Origin of the sequence: Streptomyces sp. NPDC017936 (assembly GCF_044328485.1) — a bacterium.
GTDB lineage: Bacteria > Actinomycetota > Actinomycetes > Streptomycetales > Streptomycetaceae > Streptomyces.
This window is the reverse complement of record NZ_JBIRHK010000008.1, coordinates 104235-120402: the sequence shown is the minus strand read 5'-3', so window position 1 is coordinate 120402 and position 16168 is coordinate 104235. Positions and strand designations below refer to the sequence as shown.

At 71.7% G+C, this 16168-nt stretch carries 16 protein-coding genes; 15 read left to right on the top strand and 1 reads right to left on the bottom strand.

The features are described 5' to 3' along the window. Nucleotides 1-131 precede the first annotated feature (131 nt). The 13 genes from ACH4F6_RS18355 (at nt 132) to nusB (ending at nt 13576) form a co-directional block, all read left to right on the top strand. A complete protein-coding gene (locus ACH4F6_RS18355) occupies nt 132-578 on the top strand; it encodes a DUF948 domain-containing protein (RefSeq protein WP_397961239.1) in 447 nt (148 codons plus the stop codon). A gap of 7 nt (nt 579-585) precedes the next feature. After that, nucleotides 586-933, top strand: a complete 348-nt coding sequence (locus tag ACH4F6_RS18350; protein ID WP_397961238.1) for a hypothetical protein — start codon at nt 586-588, stop codon at nt 931-933. Next, nucleotides 933-3605: an alanine--tRNA ligase gene (gene alaS, locus ACH4F6_RS18345; RefSeq protein WP_397961237.1), complete on the top strand. Its 2673-nt coding sequence runs from the start codon at nt 933-935 to the stop codon at nt 3603-3605. The genes ACH4F6_RS18350 and alaS overlap by 1 nt, the downstream gene beginning before the upstream one ends. Continuing rightward, the gene (gene ruvX, locus ACH4F6_RS18340) at nt 3605-4069 is read left to right on the top strand and encodes a Holliday junction resolvase RuvX (protein ID WP_397961236.1); all 465 of its coding nucleotides are present in this window, start codon (nt 3605-3607) and stop codon (nt 4067-4069) included. The genes alaS and ruvX overlap by 1 nt, the downstream gene beginning before the upstream one ends. Nucleotides 4070-4191: 122 nt before the next feature. After that, nucleotides 4192-5943, top strand: a complete 1752-nt coding sequence (gene mltG, locus ACH4F6_RS18335; protein WP_397961235.1) for an endolytic transglycosylase MltG — start codon at nt 4192-4194, stop codon at nt 5941-5943. Nucleotides 5944-5947: 4 nt separating this feature from the next. Then, entirely contained in the window at nt 5948-6796 is an 849-nt protein-coding gene (locus ACH4F6_RS18330; RefSeq protein WP_397961234.1) for a shikimate dehydrogenase, read from the top strand. Between the two features lie 51 nt (nt 6797-6847). Next, nucleotides 6848-7210, top strand: a complete 363-nt coding sequence (locus ACH4F6_RS18325; protein ID WP_397961233.1) for a hypothetical protein — start codon at nt 6848-6850, stop codon at nt 7208-7210. Between the two features lie 172 nt (nt 7211-7382). Then, nucleotides 7383-8567 carry a chorismate synthase gene (gene aroC, locus ACH4F6_RS18320; RefSeq protein ID WP_397961232.1) on the top strand — a complete coding sequence of 395 codons (1185 nt, stop codon included), beginning with the start codon at nt 7383-7385 and terminating at the stop codon, nt 8565-8567. Further along, on the top strand, nt 8564-10210 hold the full coding sequence (gene aroB / locus ACH4F6_RS18315) for a 3-dehydroquinate synthase (protein ID WP_397961231.1): 1647 nt from the start codon (nt 8564-8566) through the stop codon (nt 10208-10210). Before aroC ends, aroB begins: the two co-directional genes overlap by 4 nt. 203 nt (nt 10211-10413) lie before the next feature. Further along, nucleotides 10414-11325, top strand: coding sequence for a Pro-rich N-terminal domain-containing protein (locus tag ACH4F6_RS18310; protein WP_397961230.1), 912 nt, complete (start codon nt 10414-10416; stop codon nt 11323-11325). Nucleotides 11326-11416: 91 nt separating this feature from the next. After that, nucleotides 11417-12523 (top strand): aminopeptidase P family protein, encoded by a 1107-nt coding sequence (locus ACH4F6_RS18305; protein ID WP_397961229.1) that lies wholly within the window; start codon nt 11417-11419, stop codon nt 12521-12523. Nucleotides 12524-12575: 52 nt separating this feature from the next. Continuing rightward, entirely contained in the window at nt 12576-13142 is a 567-nt protein-coding gene (gene efp / locus ACH4F6_RS18300; RefSeq protein WP_397961228.1) for an elongation factor P, read from the top strand. Between the two features lie 2 nt (nt 13143-13144). Continuing rightward, complete coding sequence (gene nusB, locus ACH4F6_RS18295; RefSeq protein ID WP_397961227.1) at nt 13145-13576, top strand: transcription antitermination factor NusB; 432 nt, start codon at nt 13145-13147, stop codon at nt 13574-13576. Nucleotides 13577-13748: 172 nt separating this feature from the next. Here the strand turns inward: nusB and bldD are convergent, their stop codons facing one another. Then, complete coding sequence (bldD, locus tag ACH4F6_RS18290) at nt 13749-14249, bottom strand: transcriptional regulator BldD (protein ID WP_009313753.1); 501 nt, start codon at nt 14247-14249, stop codon at nt 13749-13751. A gap of 252 nt (nt 14250-14501) precedes the next feature. On the opposite strand from bldD, the gene pyrR reads away from it, so the two are divergent. Further along, nucleotides 14502-15095 carry a bifunctional pyr operon transcriptional regulator/uracil phosphoribosyltransferase PyrR gene (pyrR, locus tag ACH4F6_RS18285; protein WP_397961226.1) on the top strand — a complete coding sequence of 198 codons (594 nt, stop codon included), beginning with the start codon at nt 14502-14504 and terminating at the stop codon, nt 15093-15095. A gap of 82 nt (nt 15096-15177) precedes the next feature. Continuing rightward, on the top strand, nt 15178-16167 hold the full coding sequence (locus ACH4F6_RS18280) for an aspartate carbamoyltransferase catalytic subunit (RefSeq protein WP_397961225.1): 990 nt from the start codon (nt 15178-15180) through the stop codon (nt 16165-16167). Nucleotide 16168 lies beyond the last annotated feature (1 nt).

Below are 16168 nucleotides of genomic sequence, written 5' to 3'. Positions count from 1 at the left end.
CCGGGGCGCGGAGGCGGCCCGGCCCCCGGTACCGGCACCGGCAAATCCGGTTCGGAGCGCCGCCCGCGGCGCGATAGGCTCGGTGCACGACTTTTTCGATGCAGAGGCACGTATCAGGGAGCGGGTGCGCAGTGTCCGGTGGAGAGGTGGCCGGCATCCTGGTGGCCGTGTTCTGGGCGATCCTGGTCTCCTTCCTCGCCGTCGCGCTGGCGAGACTGGCCCAGACGCTCAGGGCGACCACCAAGTTGGTCGCGGACGTGACCGACCAGGCCGTTCCGTTGCTGGCCGACGCGTCCGCGGCGGTGCGCTCGGCGCAGACCCAGATCGACCGGGTCGACGCGATCGCGACGGACGTCCAGGAGGTCACGTCGAACGCCTCCGCGCTGTCCAGCACGGTCGCCTCCACCTTCGGAGGCCCCCTGGTGAAGGTCGCCGCCTTCGGCTACGGCGTCCGCCGTGCCCTCGGCGGCCGCAAGGACGACATGCCCGCCGAGGAGCCCCGGCGTACCGTGATCGTGGGCCGCACCGTCCCGGCCTCGCGGCGGGCGAAGCGGGCCTCCCGGGGAAAGAGGGACTGACGCAGCGATGTTCCGCCGTACGTTCTGGTTCGGCACCGGTGTCGCCGCCGGTGTGTGGGCCACCACCAAGGTCAACCGCAAGCTGAAGCAGCTGACCCCCGAGAGCCTCGCCGCGACCGCGGCCAACAAGGCCCTCGAGACGGGAGCGCGCCTCAAGGACCGCGCGGTGGGCTTCGCGCTCGACGTCCGCGACAACATGGCCCGGCGGGAGGCGGAGCTGGAGGAGGCCCTCGGGATCCACGCGGACCCCGAACTCCCGGCTCCCCGGCGGCTGGCCGCCATCGAGAACGACCGCAGCAACCCGAAGTACGTCGAGGACACGACGTACTCGTACAACCGGAATGAGGACCACTGATGGAGTCGGCTGAGATCCGCCGCCGCTGGCTGAGCTTCTTCGAGGAGCGCGGGCACACCGTCGTCCCTTCGGCGTCGCTCATCGCGGACGACCCGACTCTGCTCCTCGTCCCGGCCGGCATGGTGCCCTTCAAGCCCTACTTCCTGGGTGAGGTCAAGCCGCCCTTCGTCCGCGCCACCAGCGTGCAGAAGTGCGTGCGCACCCCCGACATCGAAGAGGTCGGCAAGACCACGCGCCACGGCACGTTCTTCCAGATGTGCGGCAACTTCTCCTTCGGCGACTACTTCAAGGAAGGCGCCATCAAGCACGCCTGGGAGCTGCTCACCACGCCCCAGGACGAGGGCGGTTACGGCCTCGACCCCGAGCGCCTGTGGATCACCGTCTACAAGGACGACGACGAGGCCGAGCGCATCTGGCACGAGGTCGTCGGCGTGCCGAAGGAGCGCATCCAGCGCCTCGGCATGAAGGACAACTACTGGTCCATGGGCGTCCCCGGCCCCTGCGGCCCCTGTTCCGAGATCAACTACGACCGCGGCCCCGAGTTCGGCGTCGAGGGCGGCCCCGCCGTCAACGACGAGCGGTACGTGGAGATCTGGAACCTCGTCTTCATGCAGTACGAGCGCGGCGAGGGCATCGGCAAGGACAACTTCGAGATCCTCGGCGAGCTGCCGAGCAAGAACATCGACACGGGCCTCGGCCTGGAGCGCCTCGCCATGATTCTGCAGGGCGTGCAGAACATGTACGAGATCGACACCTCCATGGCCGTCATCAAGAAGGCCACCGAGCTGACCGGCGTGGCCTACGGCGACGCCCACGACTCGGACGTCTCCCTGCGCGTGGTCACCGACCACATGCGCACGTCCGTCATGCTCATCGGCGACGGCGTCACGCCGGGCAACGAGGGCCGCGGCTACGTCCTGCGCCGCATCATGCGCCGCGCCATCCGCAACATGCGCCTGCTCGGCGCCACCGGCCCGGTCGTCAAGGACCTCATCGACACCGTCATCGGGATGATGGGCCGGCAGTACCCGGAGCTGGTCACCGACCGCGAGCGCATCGAGAAGGTCGCCCTCGCCGAGGAGAACGCCTTCCTCAAGACGCTGAAGGCCGGCACCAACATCCTCGACACCGCCGTCACCGAGACCAAGCAGTCCGGCGGCACCGTCCTGGCCGGCGACAAGGCGTTCCTGCTCCACGACACCTGGGGCTTCCCGATCGACCTCACCCTGGAGATGGCCGCCGAGCAGGGGCTGTCCGTGGACGAGGAGGGCTTCCGCCGCCTGATGAAGGAGCAGCGGGAGCGCGCCAAGGCCGACGCCCAGGCCAAGAAGACCGGCCACGCCGGCGCCGGCGCCTACCGCGAGATCGCCGACCGGACCGGTGAGACCGACTTCATCGGCTACACGGACACCGAGGGCGAGACCACGATCGTCGGCATCCTCGTCGACGGCGTCTCCTCCCCGGCCGCCCGCGAGGGCGACGAGGTCGAGGTCGTCCTCGACCGCACCCCGTTCTACGCCGAGGGCGGCGGCCAGATCGGCGACACCGGCCGCATCAAGGTCGACACCGGCGCCGTCATCGAGATCCGCGACTGCCAGAAGCCGGTCCCGGGCGTCTACGTCCACAAGGGCGTCGTCCAGGTCGGCGAGGTCACGGTCGGCGCCAAGGCCCACGCCTCGATCGACGCCCGCCGCCGCACGGCCATCGCCCGCGCCCACTCGGCCACCCACCTCACCCACCAGGCCCTGCGCGACGCCCTCGGTCCGACGGCCGCCCAGGCCGGTTCCGAGAACCAGCCCGGCCGCTTCCGCTTCGACTTCGGCTCGCCGTCCGCCGTCCCGACGGCCGTGATGACCGACGTCGAGCAGAAGATCAACGAGGTGCTCGCCCGCGACCTCGACGTCCGCGCCGACGTCATGGGCATCGACGAGGCCAAGAAGCAGGGCGCCATCGCCGAGTTCGGCGAGAAGTACGGCGAGCGCGTCCGCGTGGTCACCATCGGCGACTTCTCCAAGGAGCTGTGCGGCGGCACGCACGTGCACAACACCGCCCAGCTGGGTCTGGTGAAGCTGCTCGGTGAGTCCTCGATCGGCTCCGGCGTGCGCCGTATCGAGGCCCTCGTCGGGGTGGACGCCTACAACTTCCTCGCCCGTGAGCACACGGTCGTCGCCCAGCTCCAGGAGCTGATCAAGGGCCGCCCGGAGGAGCTTCCGGAGAAGGTCTCCGCCATGCTCGGCAAGCTGAAGGACGCCGAGAAGGAGATCGAGAAGTTCCGCGCCGAGAAGGTGCTCCAGGCCGCCGCCGGTCTCGCCGAGTCCGCCAAGGACGTGCACGGCATCGCTCTGGTGACCGGTCAGGTGCCGGACGGCACGAGCGCCGACGACCTGCGCAAGCTGGTGCTGGACGTGCGGGGCCGCATCCAGGGCGGCCGGGCCGCCGTGGTCGCCCTGTTCGCCGTGGCCAACGGCAAGCCGCTCACGGTCATCGCCACCAACGAGGCCGCCCGCGAGCGCGGCCTCAAGGCCGGCGACCTGGTCCGGACGGCCGCCAAGACGCTCGGCGGCGGTGGAGGCGGCAAGCCGGACGTCGCCCAGGGCGGTGGCCAGAACCCGGCCGCCGTCGGCGACGCCGTCGCCGCCGTCGAGCGCCTCGTGGCGGAAACGGCCAAGTGATGCGCCGCGGTCGTCGCCTCGCGATCGACGTCGGGGACGCCCGTATCGGGGTCGCCTCGTGCGACCCCGACGGGATCCTCGCCACCCCGGTGGAGACGGTCCCGGGCCGGGACCTCCCCGCCGCTCACCGCCGGCTGAAGCAGCTGGTCGAGGAGTACGAGCCGATCGAGGTCGTCGTCGGTCTCCCCCGCTCCCTCAAGGGGGGCGAGGGTCCGGCGGCCGTCAAGGTCCGCGGGTTCGCCCAGGAGCTGGCCAGGGGCATCGCACCGGTCCCGGTCCGGCTCGTCGACGAGCGGATGACGACCGTGACGGCCAGCCAGGGGCTGCGCGCCTCGGGCGTGAAGTCCAAGAAGGGACGGTCCGTCATCGACCAGGCGGCCGCTGTGATCATCCTCCAGCAGGCGCTGGAATCCGAACGAGTGTCAGGTGCAGTACCGGGCGAGGGCGTCGAAGTGGTCATCTGATCGCGATACGGTAACGTTCCGCGCGATGCGGCGGTGTTCGAACAGCTGCCGCACAAAGAGAGGCGGAACGGTAGCCGGGCCCGCAAGCCGCGTCACCGCCGCCTCGCGGCTCTAGGGGATCGATGACTGAGTATGGCCGGGGCCAGGGCTCCGAACCGTGGCATCCGGAGGACCCGTTGTACGGGGACGGCGGATGGGAAGGGCAGCAGGCCCACATCGGCCATCAGCATGCCCACGGCGGCCAGCCGCAGCATTACCCGCAGCAGCCGCAGCAGCCGGGATACGGCGACTGGGGCCACGGTCAGGCGCAGCAGTACGACCAGCAGCAGTACGACCAGCAGCAGTACCAGCAGTCCTACGAGCAGCAGCAGTACCAGCAGTACGCCCACCAGGGGCAGCACCCGCACGCCCAGGGGCAGCAGGGGCCGCAGGGGCACCAGCAGCCGTACCAGGAGGGCGGCTGGGACGGCACCGGTAGCCACGCGCACGTCCCGTACGCCGCCGACCCGGGTGACCCGTACGGCCAGCAGGCCGCCGCCTACGGCGCCGAGCAGCCCGACTTCTACGGCACCCCGGAGGCCTATCCGCCGCCGGAGCCGCCCGCCCGCCGGAATCCCGAGCCGGAGCCGGATCCCGAACCGGAGGCCGGGCAGGAGCGGACGGACTGGGACCCCGGCCCCGACCAGGGCGAGCACGCCTTCTTCGCGGGCGGCGGGGCGGACGACGAGGACGACGACGACCCGGAGGGACGCGGGGACCGCCGGGGCCGCGGCGGAAAGGGAGCCAAGGGCAAGAAGCGCCGCAACGGATGCGCCTGCCTGGTCGTCGTCCTCGTGTTCGGCGGCGGTATCGGCGGCGTCGGCTACTTCGGCTACCAGTTCTACCAGAACCGTTACGGCGTGGCCCCGGACTTCGCGGGCGAGGGCACCGGCCAGACCGTGAGCGTCGAGGTGCCCAAGGGGGCGGGCGGCGCGGAGATCGGCCGCGTGCTGAAGGAGGCCGGCGTCGTCAAGAGCGTCGACGCCTTCGTGTCCGCGTTCACGAGCAACCCCGAGGGCGACCGGATCCAGGCGGGCGCGTACATCCTCAAGAAGGAGATGTCCGCGAGCAGCGCCGTCGAGATGATGCTGGACCCGAAGAGCCAGGCCAACGTGATGGTCAAGCCCGGCGAGCGCAACATCCAGGTGTACAAGGCGATCGACGCGAAACTCGGTGTGTCCGCCGGCACCACCAGGGGCGTCGCCGAGAAGGAGATCAAGAACCTCGGGCTGCCCAGCTGGGCGAACAGCGACAAGAACATCAAGGACCCGCTGGAGGGCTTCCTCTACCCGGGCACCTATCCCGCCGCCAAGGGCATGAAGCCCGCCGCCGTGCTCAAGGAGATGGTGCGGCGGGCCAACGAGGCCTACGGCAAGTACGACCTGGAGGCCAAGGCCCAGGCGCTCGACCTCACGACCCCGCTGCAGGTCATCACGGTCGCCAGCCTCGTCCAGGCCGAGGGCAAGACGGACGACGACTACCGCAGGATGGCGGAAGTCGTCTACAACCGCCTCAAGCCGACGAACACCGAGACCAACCAGTTGCTCCAGTTCGACTCGACGTTCAACTACCTGAAGAACGAGAGCAACATCCACATCAGCGAGTCCGAGATCAACAGCAACAAGGACCCGTACAACACCTACACCCAGAAGGGCCTTCCGCCGGGACCGATCGGGAACCCGGGCGCCAACGCCCTCGCGGCGACCATGAACCCGACGAACGACGGCTGGATCTACTTCGTCGCGACCGACGGGGTGAACAACACGGAATTCGCGAAGACCTACGCCGAATTCCAGGAACTCAAGGCCAAGTTCAACGAGAGCGCCGGTAACTGAGGACATGAGCAGCACAGGCACGGCCGGGCACCGCCGTCACCGGGCGGCGGTCCTCGGAAGCCCCATCGCCCACTCGCTCTCCCCGACGCTGCACCGCGCCGCCTACCAGGCGATGGAGCTGACGGACTGGACGTACGACCGCTTCGACGTCGACGAGGCGGCCCTGCCCGGGTTCGTCGACGGGCTCGGCCCCGAGTGGGCGGGGCTGTCGCTGACCATGCCGCTCAAGCGGGCGGTGATCCCGCTGCTCGACGAGATCAGCGAGACGGCGGCCTCGGTCGAGGCGGTCAACACGCTCGTGTTCACCGAGGACGGCCGCCGCGTCGGCGACAACACCGACATCCCCGGCATGGTGGCCGCCCTGCGCGAGCACGGCGTGGAGCAGGTCGACTCGGCCGCGATCCTCGGCGCCGGGGCCACCGCCTCCTCCGCGCTGGCCGCCCTGGCCCGGGTCTGCACCGGCGGGGTCGTCGCCTACGTGCGCAGCGAGGCCCGGGCCGCCGAGATGCGCCGGTGGGGCGAGCGCCTCGACGTCGAGGTCCGTACGGCGGACTGGGCGGACGCGGCCGAGGCCCTGAGCTTCCCGCTGGTCGTCGCGACCACGCCCGCCGGGACGACGGACGCCCTCGCCGCCGCGGTGCCGGAGCGGCCCGCCACCCTGTTCGACGTGCTCTACGATCCCTGGCCCACCGAGCTGGCCGCCCGCTGGTCGATGTTCGGCGGTGCCGTGGTGAGCGGGCTCGACCTGCTGGTGCACCAGGCGGTGCTCCAGGTGGAGCAGATGACCGGGCGGTCCCCGGCGCCCGTGGACGCCATGCGAAAAGCGGGCGAACACATGCTCGCCTCCCGCTAGGATCCGGTGGGGTCCGCAGGGGCCGAACACGGCGTGGGGGGAGTCAGGTACATGTCCAACGTGTCCGCCGGGGTGCCGCTGGCGTCGGGCAAGGGCGAGATCTTCGAGCTCGTCCTGCGGTTCCTGCCCGACTGGGTGCAGATCACGGTGCTCGCACTGGTCGTGCTCGTCGTCGTCGCGTCGTGGATCCTCAAGCTGAAGCGCAGGATCGACCACCGGCGTGCCGTGCGGGCCGGCGTTCCCGCGCAGGCCCCGGCGGGGACCGGCCCGAGGGGCGCCGACTTCCTCGGCCCCTACGCTCCCCGGCCGAACCAGCAGCACCAGGCTCCGCAGGCCCCCGCGGCGACGGGTCCCCGCGGCGCCGACTTCCTCGGCGCGTACGCCCCGCAGCCGCGGGCGGACGACGCGCGCTGAGCCCGCTCCCGGCGCCGCCGCGTCCGCCTGATGGACCGGCGGCCGGTTCCGGGGCGCGGACGTGGGAGGATCGTAGGTGGCGGACCTGGGTCGCGCACCCGGTCACGCCGTTGCCGTGCGCGAGGACGCGCGTACGCAGGGCAGTACCAGGCGCGAGCACTGAGGAGCACCGTTGAGCAGGTTGCGCTGGCTGACCGCGGGGGAGTCCCACGGTCCCGCACTCGTGGCGACGCTGGAGGGCCTTCCCGCCGGCGTGCCGATCACCACGGAGATGGTGGCGGACCATCTGGCGAGGCGCCGGCTCGGCTACGGGCGCGGCGCGCGCATGAAGTTCGAGCGCGACGAGGTCACCTTCCTCGGCGGCGTCCGGCACGGTCTCACCCTCGGCTCCCCGGTCGCGATCATGGTGGGCAACACCGAGTGGCCCAAGTGGGAGCAGGTCATGGCGGCCGACCCGGTCGACCCGGCTGTGCTGGAGGGTTCCGCACGCAACGCGCCGCTGACCCGCCCGCGGCCCGGCCACGCCGACCTGGCCGGCATGCAGAAGTACGGCTTCGACGAGGCCCGCCCGATCCTGGAGCGCGCCTCCGCGCGCGAGACGGCCGCCCGCGTCGCCCTCGGCGCCGTCGCCCGGTCGTACCTGAAGGAGACGGCCGGCATCGAGATCGTCTCGCACGTCGTGGAGCTGGCCGCCGCCAAGGCGCCCTACGGCGTCTACCCGACCCCGGCCGACGTCGAGAAGCTGGACGCCGACCCGGTGCGCTGCCTGGACGCCGACGCGTCGAAGGCGATGGTCGCGGAGATCGACCAGGCCCACAAGGACGGGGACACCCTCGGCGGCGTGGTCGAGGTGCTCGCGTACGGCGTGCCGGTGGGCCTGGGCTCGCACGTGCACTGGGACCGGAAGCTGGACGCCCGGCTGGCCGGCGCCCTCATGGGCATCCAGGCGATCAAGGGCGTCGAGATCGGCGACGGCTTCGAGCTGGCCCGGGTGCCGGGTTCCAAGGCGCACGACGAGATCGTGCAGACCCCTGAGGGCATCCGGCGGGCCACCGGCCGCGCCGGCGGCACCGAGGGCGGCCTGACCACGGGTGAGCTGCTGCGGGTCCGCGCGGCCATGAAGCCGATCGCGACCGTGCCGCGCGCCCTGCAGACCGTGGACGTCGCCACCGGCGAGGCCACCCAGGCCCACCACCAGCGCTCCGACGTGTGCGCGGTGCCGGCGGCCGGCATCGTCGCCGAGGCGATGGTCGCCCTCGTCCTCGCGGACGCGGTGGCGGAGAAGTTCGGCGGTGACTCGGTGCCCGAGACCCGTCGCAACGTCCGGTCCTACCTCGACCACCTCCCCGTCCGATGAGCGGGCCGCTGGTCGTCCTGATCGGGCCGATGGGCGTCGGCAAGTCCACCGTCGGGCAGCACTTGGCCGACCGGCTCGGGGTCGCCTACCGCGACACCGACGACGACATCGTCGCCGAGCAGGGGCGTGCCATCGCCGACATCTTCGTCGAGGACGGCGAGCCCGCCTTCCGGGCCGTCGAGAAGCAGGCCGTGCGGCGCGCGCTCACCGGGCACGACGGCGTGCTGGCGCTCGGCGGCGGCTCCATCCTGGACGCGGACACGCGCGCCCTGCTGTCCGGGCTCCGGGTGGTGTACCTGTCCATGGACGTCGAGGAAGCCGTGCGGCGCACCGGCCTCAACGCGGCCCGTCCGCTGCTCGCGGTCAACCCGCGCAAGCAGTGGCGTGAGCTGATGGAGGCGCGGCGGCACCTCTACGAGGAGGTCGCCACGGCCGTCGTGCCGACCGACGGCCGCACGCCCGAGGAGGTCACCCGGGCCGTCCTGGACGCGCTGGAAGTGAAGACCGCATCTCCCGGGGGACAAGCCCCGGAACCCCGGCCGGAGGGCGACATGTCCAGTCAGGTGACGAGGATCCGGGTCGGCGGCAGCGCCGGCTCCGACCCCTACGAGGTGCTGATCGGCCGTCAGCTCCTCGGTGAGCTCGGCGGACTGATCGGTGACCGGGCGAAGCGGGTCGCCGTCATCCACCCCGAGGCGCTCGCCGAGACGGGCGACGCGCTCCGCGCCGACCTGGCCGAGCAGGGCTACGAGGCCGTCGCCGTCCAGGTGCCCAACGCGGAGGAGGCCAAGACCGCCGAGGTCGCCGCCTACTGCTGGAAGGCGCTGGGGCAGTCCGGGTTCACCCGCACCGACGTCGTGGTGGGCGTCGGCGGCGGCTCCACCACCGACCTCGCCGGGTTCGTCGCGGCGACCTGGCTGCGCGGGGTGCGCTGGATCGCCGTCCCGACGACGGTGCTGGCCATGGTGGACGCGGCCGTCGGCGGCAAGACCGGCATCAACACCGCCGAGGGCAAGAACCTCGTCGGCTCCTTCCACCCCCCGGCCGGCGTGCTGTGCGACCTGGCCGCGCTGGACTCCCTCCCGGTCAACGACTACGTGTCCGGGCTCGCGGAGATCATCAAGGCCGGCTTCATCGCGGACCCGGTGATCCTCGACCTCATCGAGGCCGACCCCGAGGCCGCGCGCACCCCGGCCGGCCCGCACACCGCCGAACTGATCGAGCGCTCCATCCAGGTCAAGGCGGACGTCGTCTCCTCCGACCTGAAGGAGTCGGGCCTCAGGGAGATCCTCAACTACGGCCACACCCTGGCCCACGCCATCGAGAAGAACGAGCGGTACAAGTGGCGCCACGGTGCCGCCGTCTCCGTCGGCATGCACTTCGCCGCCGAACTCGGCCGCCTCGCCGGCCGGCTGGACGACGCCACGGCCGACCGCCACCGCACCGTCCTCCAGTCGGTGGGCCTCCCGCTGCACTACCGCTACGACCAGTGGCCCAAGCTGCTGGAGACCATGAAGGTCGACAAGAAGTCCCGCGGCGACCTCCTGCGCTTCATCGTCCTCGACGGCCTGGGCAGGCCCACCGTCCTGGAGGGTCCCGACCCGGCGGTCCTGCTCGCCGCGTACGGCGAAGTGGGCGAGTAGGTCCCCGGGATTCCCTTCCGCCCGATCCGCTTTTCCCGCCGGGCACTTCGGACCGCCCCCGGCCGTTCACCAAACGACGACCGGGGGCGGTACCGTTCGGGAGGGGCCCTCCCACGCCCTCCCGGGGGAGGGAGAGCCGGACACCGGCTGACAGCGCCCCGGAGGTGAACCGAGCCAGAAGCAACGAGACGGAGTGCAACCGGATGCAGCACGCAGTGGGCTCTCCGCTGCCGCCGCCCCACCAGCCGGGGCACGGACCGGCCGTCGGCTGGTCACCGGCCGCACACCACCCGGGTCCGCACCCCCCGGGCGGCAACCCGCCCCGGACCGCCCCCGGGCCCCCGCCGCACCCGGCGCCGGGCTTCACCGGAGCGCCTCCCTCCGGCCCGGTCCCGCCGCTGCCCCAGCCGCCGGTCCCGCCCGTACCGCATCCCCCCGCCCCGCAGCACGCACCCGTCCCGCCGGCCCCCGACACCACCGGCCACGTCACGCTGCCCCCCGGCGGCCCCGTCGCCGTGCCCAGCGCGTCCCCCGCCGCCACCGCCCCCGACCCGGCGGCCACGACCCTCGCGGTGCTGCTCATCGGGCCCGCGGGCGCCGGGAAGACCAGCGTCGCCAAGTACTGGGCCGACCACCGCCGGGTGCCCACCGCCCACATCAGCCTCGACGACGTGCGCGAATGGGTCCGCTCCGGCTTCGCCGACCCGCAGCGCGGGTGGAACGACAACTCCGAGGCCCAGTACCGCCTCGCCCGCCGCACCTGCGGCTTCGCCGCCCGCAACTTCCTGGCCAACGGCATCTCCTGCATCCTCGACGACGCGATCTTCCCCGACCGCCCGGCCGTCGGCCTCGGCGGCTGGAAGCGCCATGTGGGCCCGGGCCTGCTCCCGGTCGTCCTCCTCCCCGGCCTCGAAGTCGTCCTCGAGCGCAACGCGGAGCGCTCCGGCAACCGCCGCCTCACCGACGAGGAGGTCGCCCGCATCCACGGCCGCATGGCCGGCTGGTACGGCTCCGGCCTCCCGATCATCGACAACTCCCAGCTCGACGTACCGACGACGGCGCGGGTGCTGGACGACGTCCTGGCCAGGGCGATCGCGAGTCCCCCGAAGTGGTAGGGGCCCGCTGAGCGGGCCGTGCCCGCGCCCGGCCACCCCACTCGGCCCCTCCCGACCGGCACGATCCGGCCACGGCTCCTACGCTCGACTCATGTCAGAGGTGTACGCGTCCCGCCGAGCCCGCCTGCGGGAGCGCTGCAACGCGTCCGGCAACGCGGCAGCACTCGTCTCCCGCCCCGCCAACGTGAGGTACCTCGCGGGTGCGGCGCCCCGGGGCGCCGTCCTGCTCCTGGGCAGACAGGAGGACCTGCTGGTGTGCGCGGGCCCGCCCGACGATCCCGCCACCGAGGGCCGGCCGGACGAGCACCTGCGGGTGCACGTCCTCGACCGCACCGGCGGCGACGCCGCCGTGGCCGCCACGGACATCGCCGCGGCCGAGGGCGCCGACTCCCTCGCGGTCGAGGAGCACCACCTCACCGTGGCGCGCCACCGCGCCCTGCGCTCGGCCGCGCCGGGCCTGCGCCTCGGCGACCTCGACGGCGCGGTCGAGCAGCTCAGGGTGGTCAAGGACGAGGAGGAGATCTCCTGCCTGCGCATCGGCGCGGAGATCGCCGACCAGGCCCTCGGGGAACTGCTCGAGTCCATCCTCGTCGGCCGCACCGAACGGCACCTCGCCCTCGAACTGGAGCGCCGCCTCGTCGACCACGGCGCCGACAGCCGGGCCTTCCCCACCTCCGTGGGCACCGGCGCCCACTCCGGCCGGCGCGGGCACCGGCCGACCGACCGGCGGGTGGAGGAGGGCGACTTCCTCTCCGTCTGCCTGGGCGCGACCTACCGGGGCTACCGGTGCGAGATCGGCCGCACCTTCGTGATCGGCACCTCTCCGGCGGACTGGCAGGTCGAGCTGTACGACCTGGTCTTCGCCGCCCAGCGGGCCGGGCGCGAGAGCCTGGCGCCCGGCGTCGCCTACCGGGACGTGGACCGCGCCGCACGCCAGGTGCTGGACTCCGCGGGGTACGCGGCGGGCCTCCCGGTGCTCACCGGGCACGGGGTCGGACTCGAAATGGACGAGGACCCGCAGTTGACTCCCGCGGCCATGGGTAAACTGGACGCTTGCGTGCCGGTCACCGTCGAACCGGGGGTCCACCTCCCGGGCCGGGGCGGTGTCCGGATCGATGACACGCTCGTCGTGCGCCCCGAGGCGGACGGCGGACCCGAGCTACTCACCATCACGACCAAGGAGCTGCTCGCACTATAGGCAGGTGCGTGCCCCCGGGGTCGTCCACGTCAGTCCAGGAGATTCCGCAACCGTGGCTTCCACGAACGACCTCAAGAACGGCATGGTGCTCAAGCTCGAAGGCGGCCAGCTCTGGTCCGTCGTCGAGTTCCAGCACGTCAAGCCCGGCAAGGGCCCGGCCTTCGTGCGCACCAAGCTCAAGAACGTGCTGTCCGGCAAGGTGGTCGACAAGACCTTCAACGCCGGCGTCAAGGTCGAGACGGCCACTGTCGACAAGCGCGACATGCAGTACTCGTACAAGGACGGCGAGTACTTCGTCTTCATGGACATGGAGACGTACGACCAGCTGCACATCGACCCGAAGGCCGTCGGCGACGCCGCGAACTTCCTCGTCGAGGGCTTCACCGCGGTCGTCGCGCAGCACGAGGGCGAGGTGCTCTTCGTCGAGCTGCCGGCCGCCGTCGAGCTGACCATCGCCGAGACCGAGCCGGGCGTCCAGGGCGACCGTTCCACCGGTGGCACCAAGCCCGCCACCCTGGAGACCGGCCACCAGATCCAGGTCCCGCTCTTCATCACCACCGGTGAGAAGATCAAGGTCGACACCCGTACCAGCGACTACCTCGGCCGGGTGAACAGCTAACCGTGGCCGCCCGCAACACGGCCCGCAAGCGCGCCTTCCAGATCCTCTTCGAGGGCGACCAGCGCGGGGCCGACGTCCTCACGGTCCTCGCGGACTGGATCCGGCTCTCCCGCGACGACACCCGGCAGCCGCCGGTGAGCGAGTACACGATGCAGCTGGTCGAGGGCTACGCGGAACACGCGAAGCGCATCGACGAGCTGATCGCCCAGTACTCGGTCGGCTGGACGCTCGACCGGATGCCGGTCGTCGACCGCAATATCCTGCGGCTCGGCGCCTACGAGCTGATCTGGGTCGAGGAGACCCCCGACGCCGTCGTCCTCGACGAGATGGTGCAGCTGGCGAAGGAGTTCTCCACGGACGAGTCGCCCTCGTTCGTCAACGGCCTGCTCGGCCGGCTGAAGGAGCTGAAGCCCTCGCTGCGCCGGGAGGCGTGAACCGACGCCGGGGCGTGAACCGACGCCGAAGGGCCCGCGGAGCGACTCCGCGGGCCCTTCGGCATCTTCGTGCCCCCAGGGGCTCACACGCCCCCACAACGCCGCCGGGGCGGCCGGAACCCTCCTGGCCCGGCCGCCCCGGCGGCACGTTTCTGCTGAGACGCCGCGGTGCTCAGCTCTCCTCGTGGGAGACGGCGCGACGCGCGTCCGCGTCCAGCACGCCCCAGCTGATCAGCTGCTCGGTCAGGACCGACGGCGACTGGTCGTAGATGACGGCGAGCGTGCGCAGGTCGTCCTGGCGGATCGAGAGCACCTTGCCGTTGTAGTCACCGCGCTGCGACTGGATCGTCGCCGCGTACCGCTGCAGGGGGCCCGCCTTCTCGACCGGCACGTGGGCCAGCCGCTCGAGGTCCAGGACCAGCTTCGGCGGGGGCTCCGCGGCGCCGCCCGGGGTGGTGCCCGGCAGCAGTTCCTGCACCGGGACGCCGTAGAAATCGGCCAGCTCCGCAAGGCGCTGCACGGTCACGGCGCGGTCGCCGCGCTCGTACGAACCGACCACGACCGCCTTCCAGCGTCCCTGGGACTTCTCCTCGACACCGTGGAGGGAAAGGCCCTGCTGGGTGCGGATCGCCCGGAGCTTGGCCCCGAGCTGTTTGGCGTATTCGCTGGACATATGGCTCCCCGGCACTGGGTCGACGCGGCCGGCGTAGTTCCATGCCGCGCGGTTGGTAACTCACTGTGAGGTTACGCAGCGTGATTCTTCTGCGTCAAGCCGAATGGTCCACACCGACGCTTCCGTGGTATCGCCGACGGGTTGCGCCGAGGGGGTGATCAGGGGTGTCCTCCCGGCCTGCTACCGTGGATGGCGCAATTCCGACGTCCTTTAAGGTCCGTCCCGTGAGGCGGAGAAGGAGGTCCGTTTCGTATGGACAAGCAGGACACGCGGCGCGAGCCGCAGCACTCCGATGCGCGGCCCGTTCTCGAGGGCCCCGACATCGCGCGGGTCCTGACCCGCATCGCCCACGAGATCGTCGAACGCGCCAAGGGCGCCGACGACGTGGTGCTCCTCGGCATCCCGACCCGGGGCGTCTTCCTCGCCCAGCGGCTCGCCGCCAAGCTCGGGCAGATCACCGACCGCACGATCCCGGTCGGTTCCCTCGACATCACCATGTACCGCGACGACCTGCGCATGCACCCGCCGCGTGCGCTGGCCCGCACCGACATCCCCGGTGACGGCATCGACGGCAAGCTGGTCGTCCTCGTCGACGACGTGCTCTTCTCCGGCCGCACCATCCGCGCCGCCCTCGACGCCCTGAACGACATCGGGCGCCCGCGCGCGGTGCAGCTCGCGGTCCTCGTCGACCGCGGCCACCGCGAACTGCCCATCCGCGCCGACTACGTCGGCAAGAACCTCCCCACGTCGCTGCGGGAGACGGTCAAGGTCCAGCTCGCCGAGGAGGACGGTCGCGACACCGTGCTGCTCGGTGCGCAGCGGACCGCTCCGGGCGCGCAGCAGTAGCAGTCCGGCGTACGCCCCCGCGTGCGTGCCGCCATGCGCCCGCATGCCCGAAAACTCCCGAATGTCTTACGGAGCCTGACAGATGCAGCGTCATCTCATCTCGGCCGCCGACCTCACCCGCGACGACGCCGTCCACATCCTCGACACCGCCGAGGAGATGGCCCGAGTCGCCGACCGGCCCATCAAGAAGCTGCCGACCCTGCGCGGCCGCACCATCGTCAACCTCTTCTTCGAGGACTCCACGCGCACCCGGATCTCGTTCGAGGCCGCCGAGAAGCGCCTGTCCGCGGACGTCATCAACTTCTCCGCCAAGGGGTCCAGCGTCTCCAAGGGCGAGTCCCTGAAGGACACCGCCCAGACGCTGGAGGCGATGGGCGTCGACGCCGTCGTCATCCGGCACGGCGCCTCCGGCGCCCCCTACCGCCTGGCCAACTCCGGCTGGATCGACGCGGCCGTCGTCAACGCCGGTGACGGCACCCACCAGCACCCCACCCAGGCCCTGCTCGACGCCTTCACCATGCGCCGCCGGCTCGTCGGCCGGGACGCGGGGCTGGGCCGGGACCTGTCCGGCAAGCGCATCACCCTCGTCGGAGACGTCCTGCACAGCCGGGTCGCCCGCTCCAACGTCGACCTGCTGCACACCCTCGGCGCCGAGGTCACCCTCGTCGCCCCGCCCACCCTGGTGCCGGTCGGCGTCGAGACCTGGCCCTGCGAGGTCTCCTACGACCTCGACAGCACGCTCCCCAAGTCCGACGCGGTGATGATGCTGCGCGTCCAGCGCGAGCGGATGAACGCGGCGTTCTTCCCCACCGAGCGGGAGTACTCCCGCCGCTACGGCCTGGACGGCGACCGCATGGCGCGGATGCCCGAGCACGCGATCGTGATGCACCCCGGGCCCATGGTCCGCGGCATGGAGATCACCGCCGAGGTCGCCGACTCCGACCGCTGCACCGTCGTCGAGCAGGTCGCCAACGGCGTGTCCATCCGCATGGCCGTCCTGTACCTGCTCCTGGGCGGGAACGAACCCGCCGTCAGCCACGCCCGTACCACCGGTACCACCGAGGAGAAGTAAG

Coding starts and splice junctions, on each gene's coding strand:
- ACH4F6_RS18350 (WP_397961238.1), top strand. CDS start 586: ATGTTCCGCCGTACGTTCTGGTTCGGCACCGGTGTCGCCGCCGGTGTG.
- alaS (WP_397961237.1), top strand. CDS start 933: ATGGAGTCGGCTGAGATCCGCCGCCGCTGGCTGAGCTTCTTCGAGGAG.
- ruvX (WP_397961236.1), top strand. CDS start 3,605: ATGCGCCGCGGTCGTCGCCTCGCGATCGACGTCGGGGACGCCCGTATC.
- mltG (WP_397961235.1), top strand. CDS start 4,192: ATGACTGAGTATGGCCGGGGCCAGGGCTCCGAACCGTGGCATCCGGAG.
- ACH4F6_RS18330 (WP_397961234.1), top strand. CDS start 5,948: ATGAGCAGCACAGGCACGGCCGGGCACCGCCGTCACCGGGCGGCGGTC.
- ACH4F6_RS18325 (WP_397961233.1), top strand. CDS start 6,848: ATGTCCAACGTGTCCGCCGGGGTGCCGCTGGCGTCGGGCAAGGGCGAG.
- aroB (WP_397961231.1), top strand. CDS start 8,564: ATGAGCGGGCCGCTGGTCGTCCTGATCGGGCCGATGGGCGTCGGCAAG.
- ACH4F6_RS18310 (WP_397961230.1), top strand. CDS start 10,414: ATGCAGCACGCAGTGGGCTCTCCGCTGCCGCCGCCCCACCAGCCGGGG.
- ACH4F6_RS18305 (WP_397961229.1), top strand. CDS start 11,417: ATGTCAGAGGTGTACGCGTCCCGCCGAGCCCGCCTGCGGGAGCGCTGC.
- bldD (WP_009313753.1), bottom strand. CDS start 14,249: ATGTCCAGCGAATACGCCAAACAGCTCGGGGCCAAGCTCCGGGCGATC.
- pyrR (WP_397961226.1), top strand. CDS start 14,502: ATGGACAAGCAGGACACGCGGCGCGAGCCGCAGCACTCCGATGCGCGG.
- ACH4F6_RS18280 (WP_397961225.1), top strand. CDS start 15,178: ATGCAGCGTCATCTCATCTCGGCCGCCGACCTCACCCGCGACGACGCC.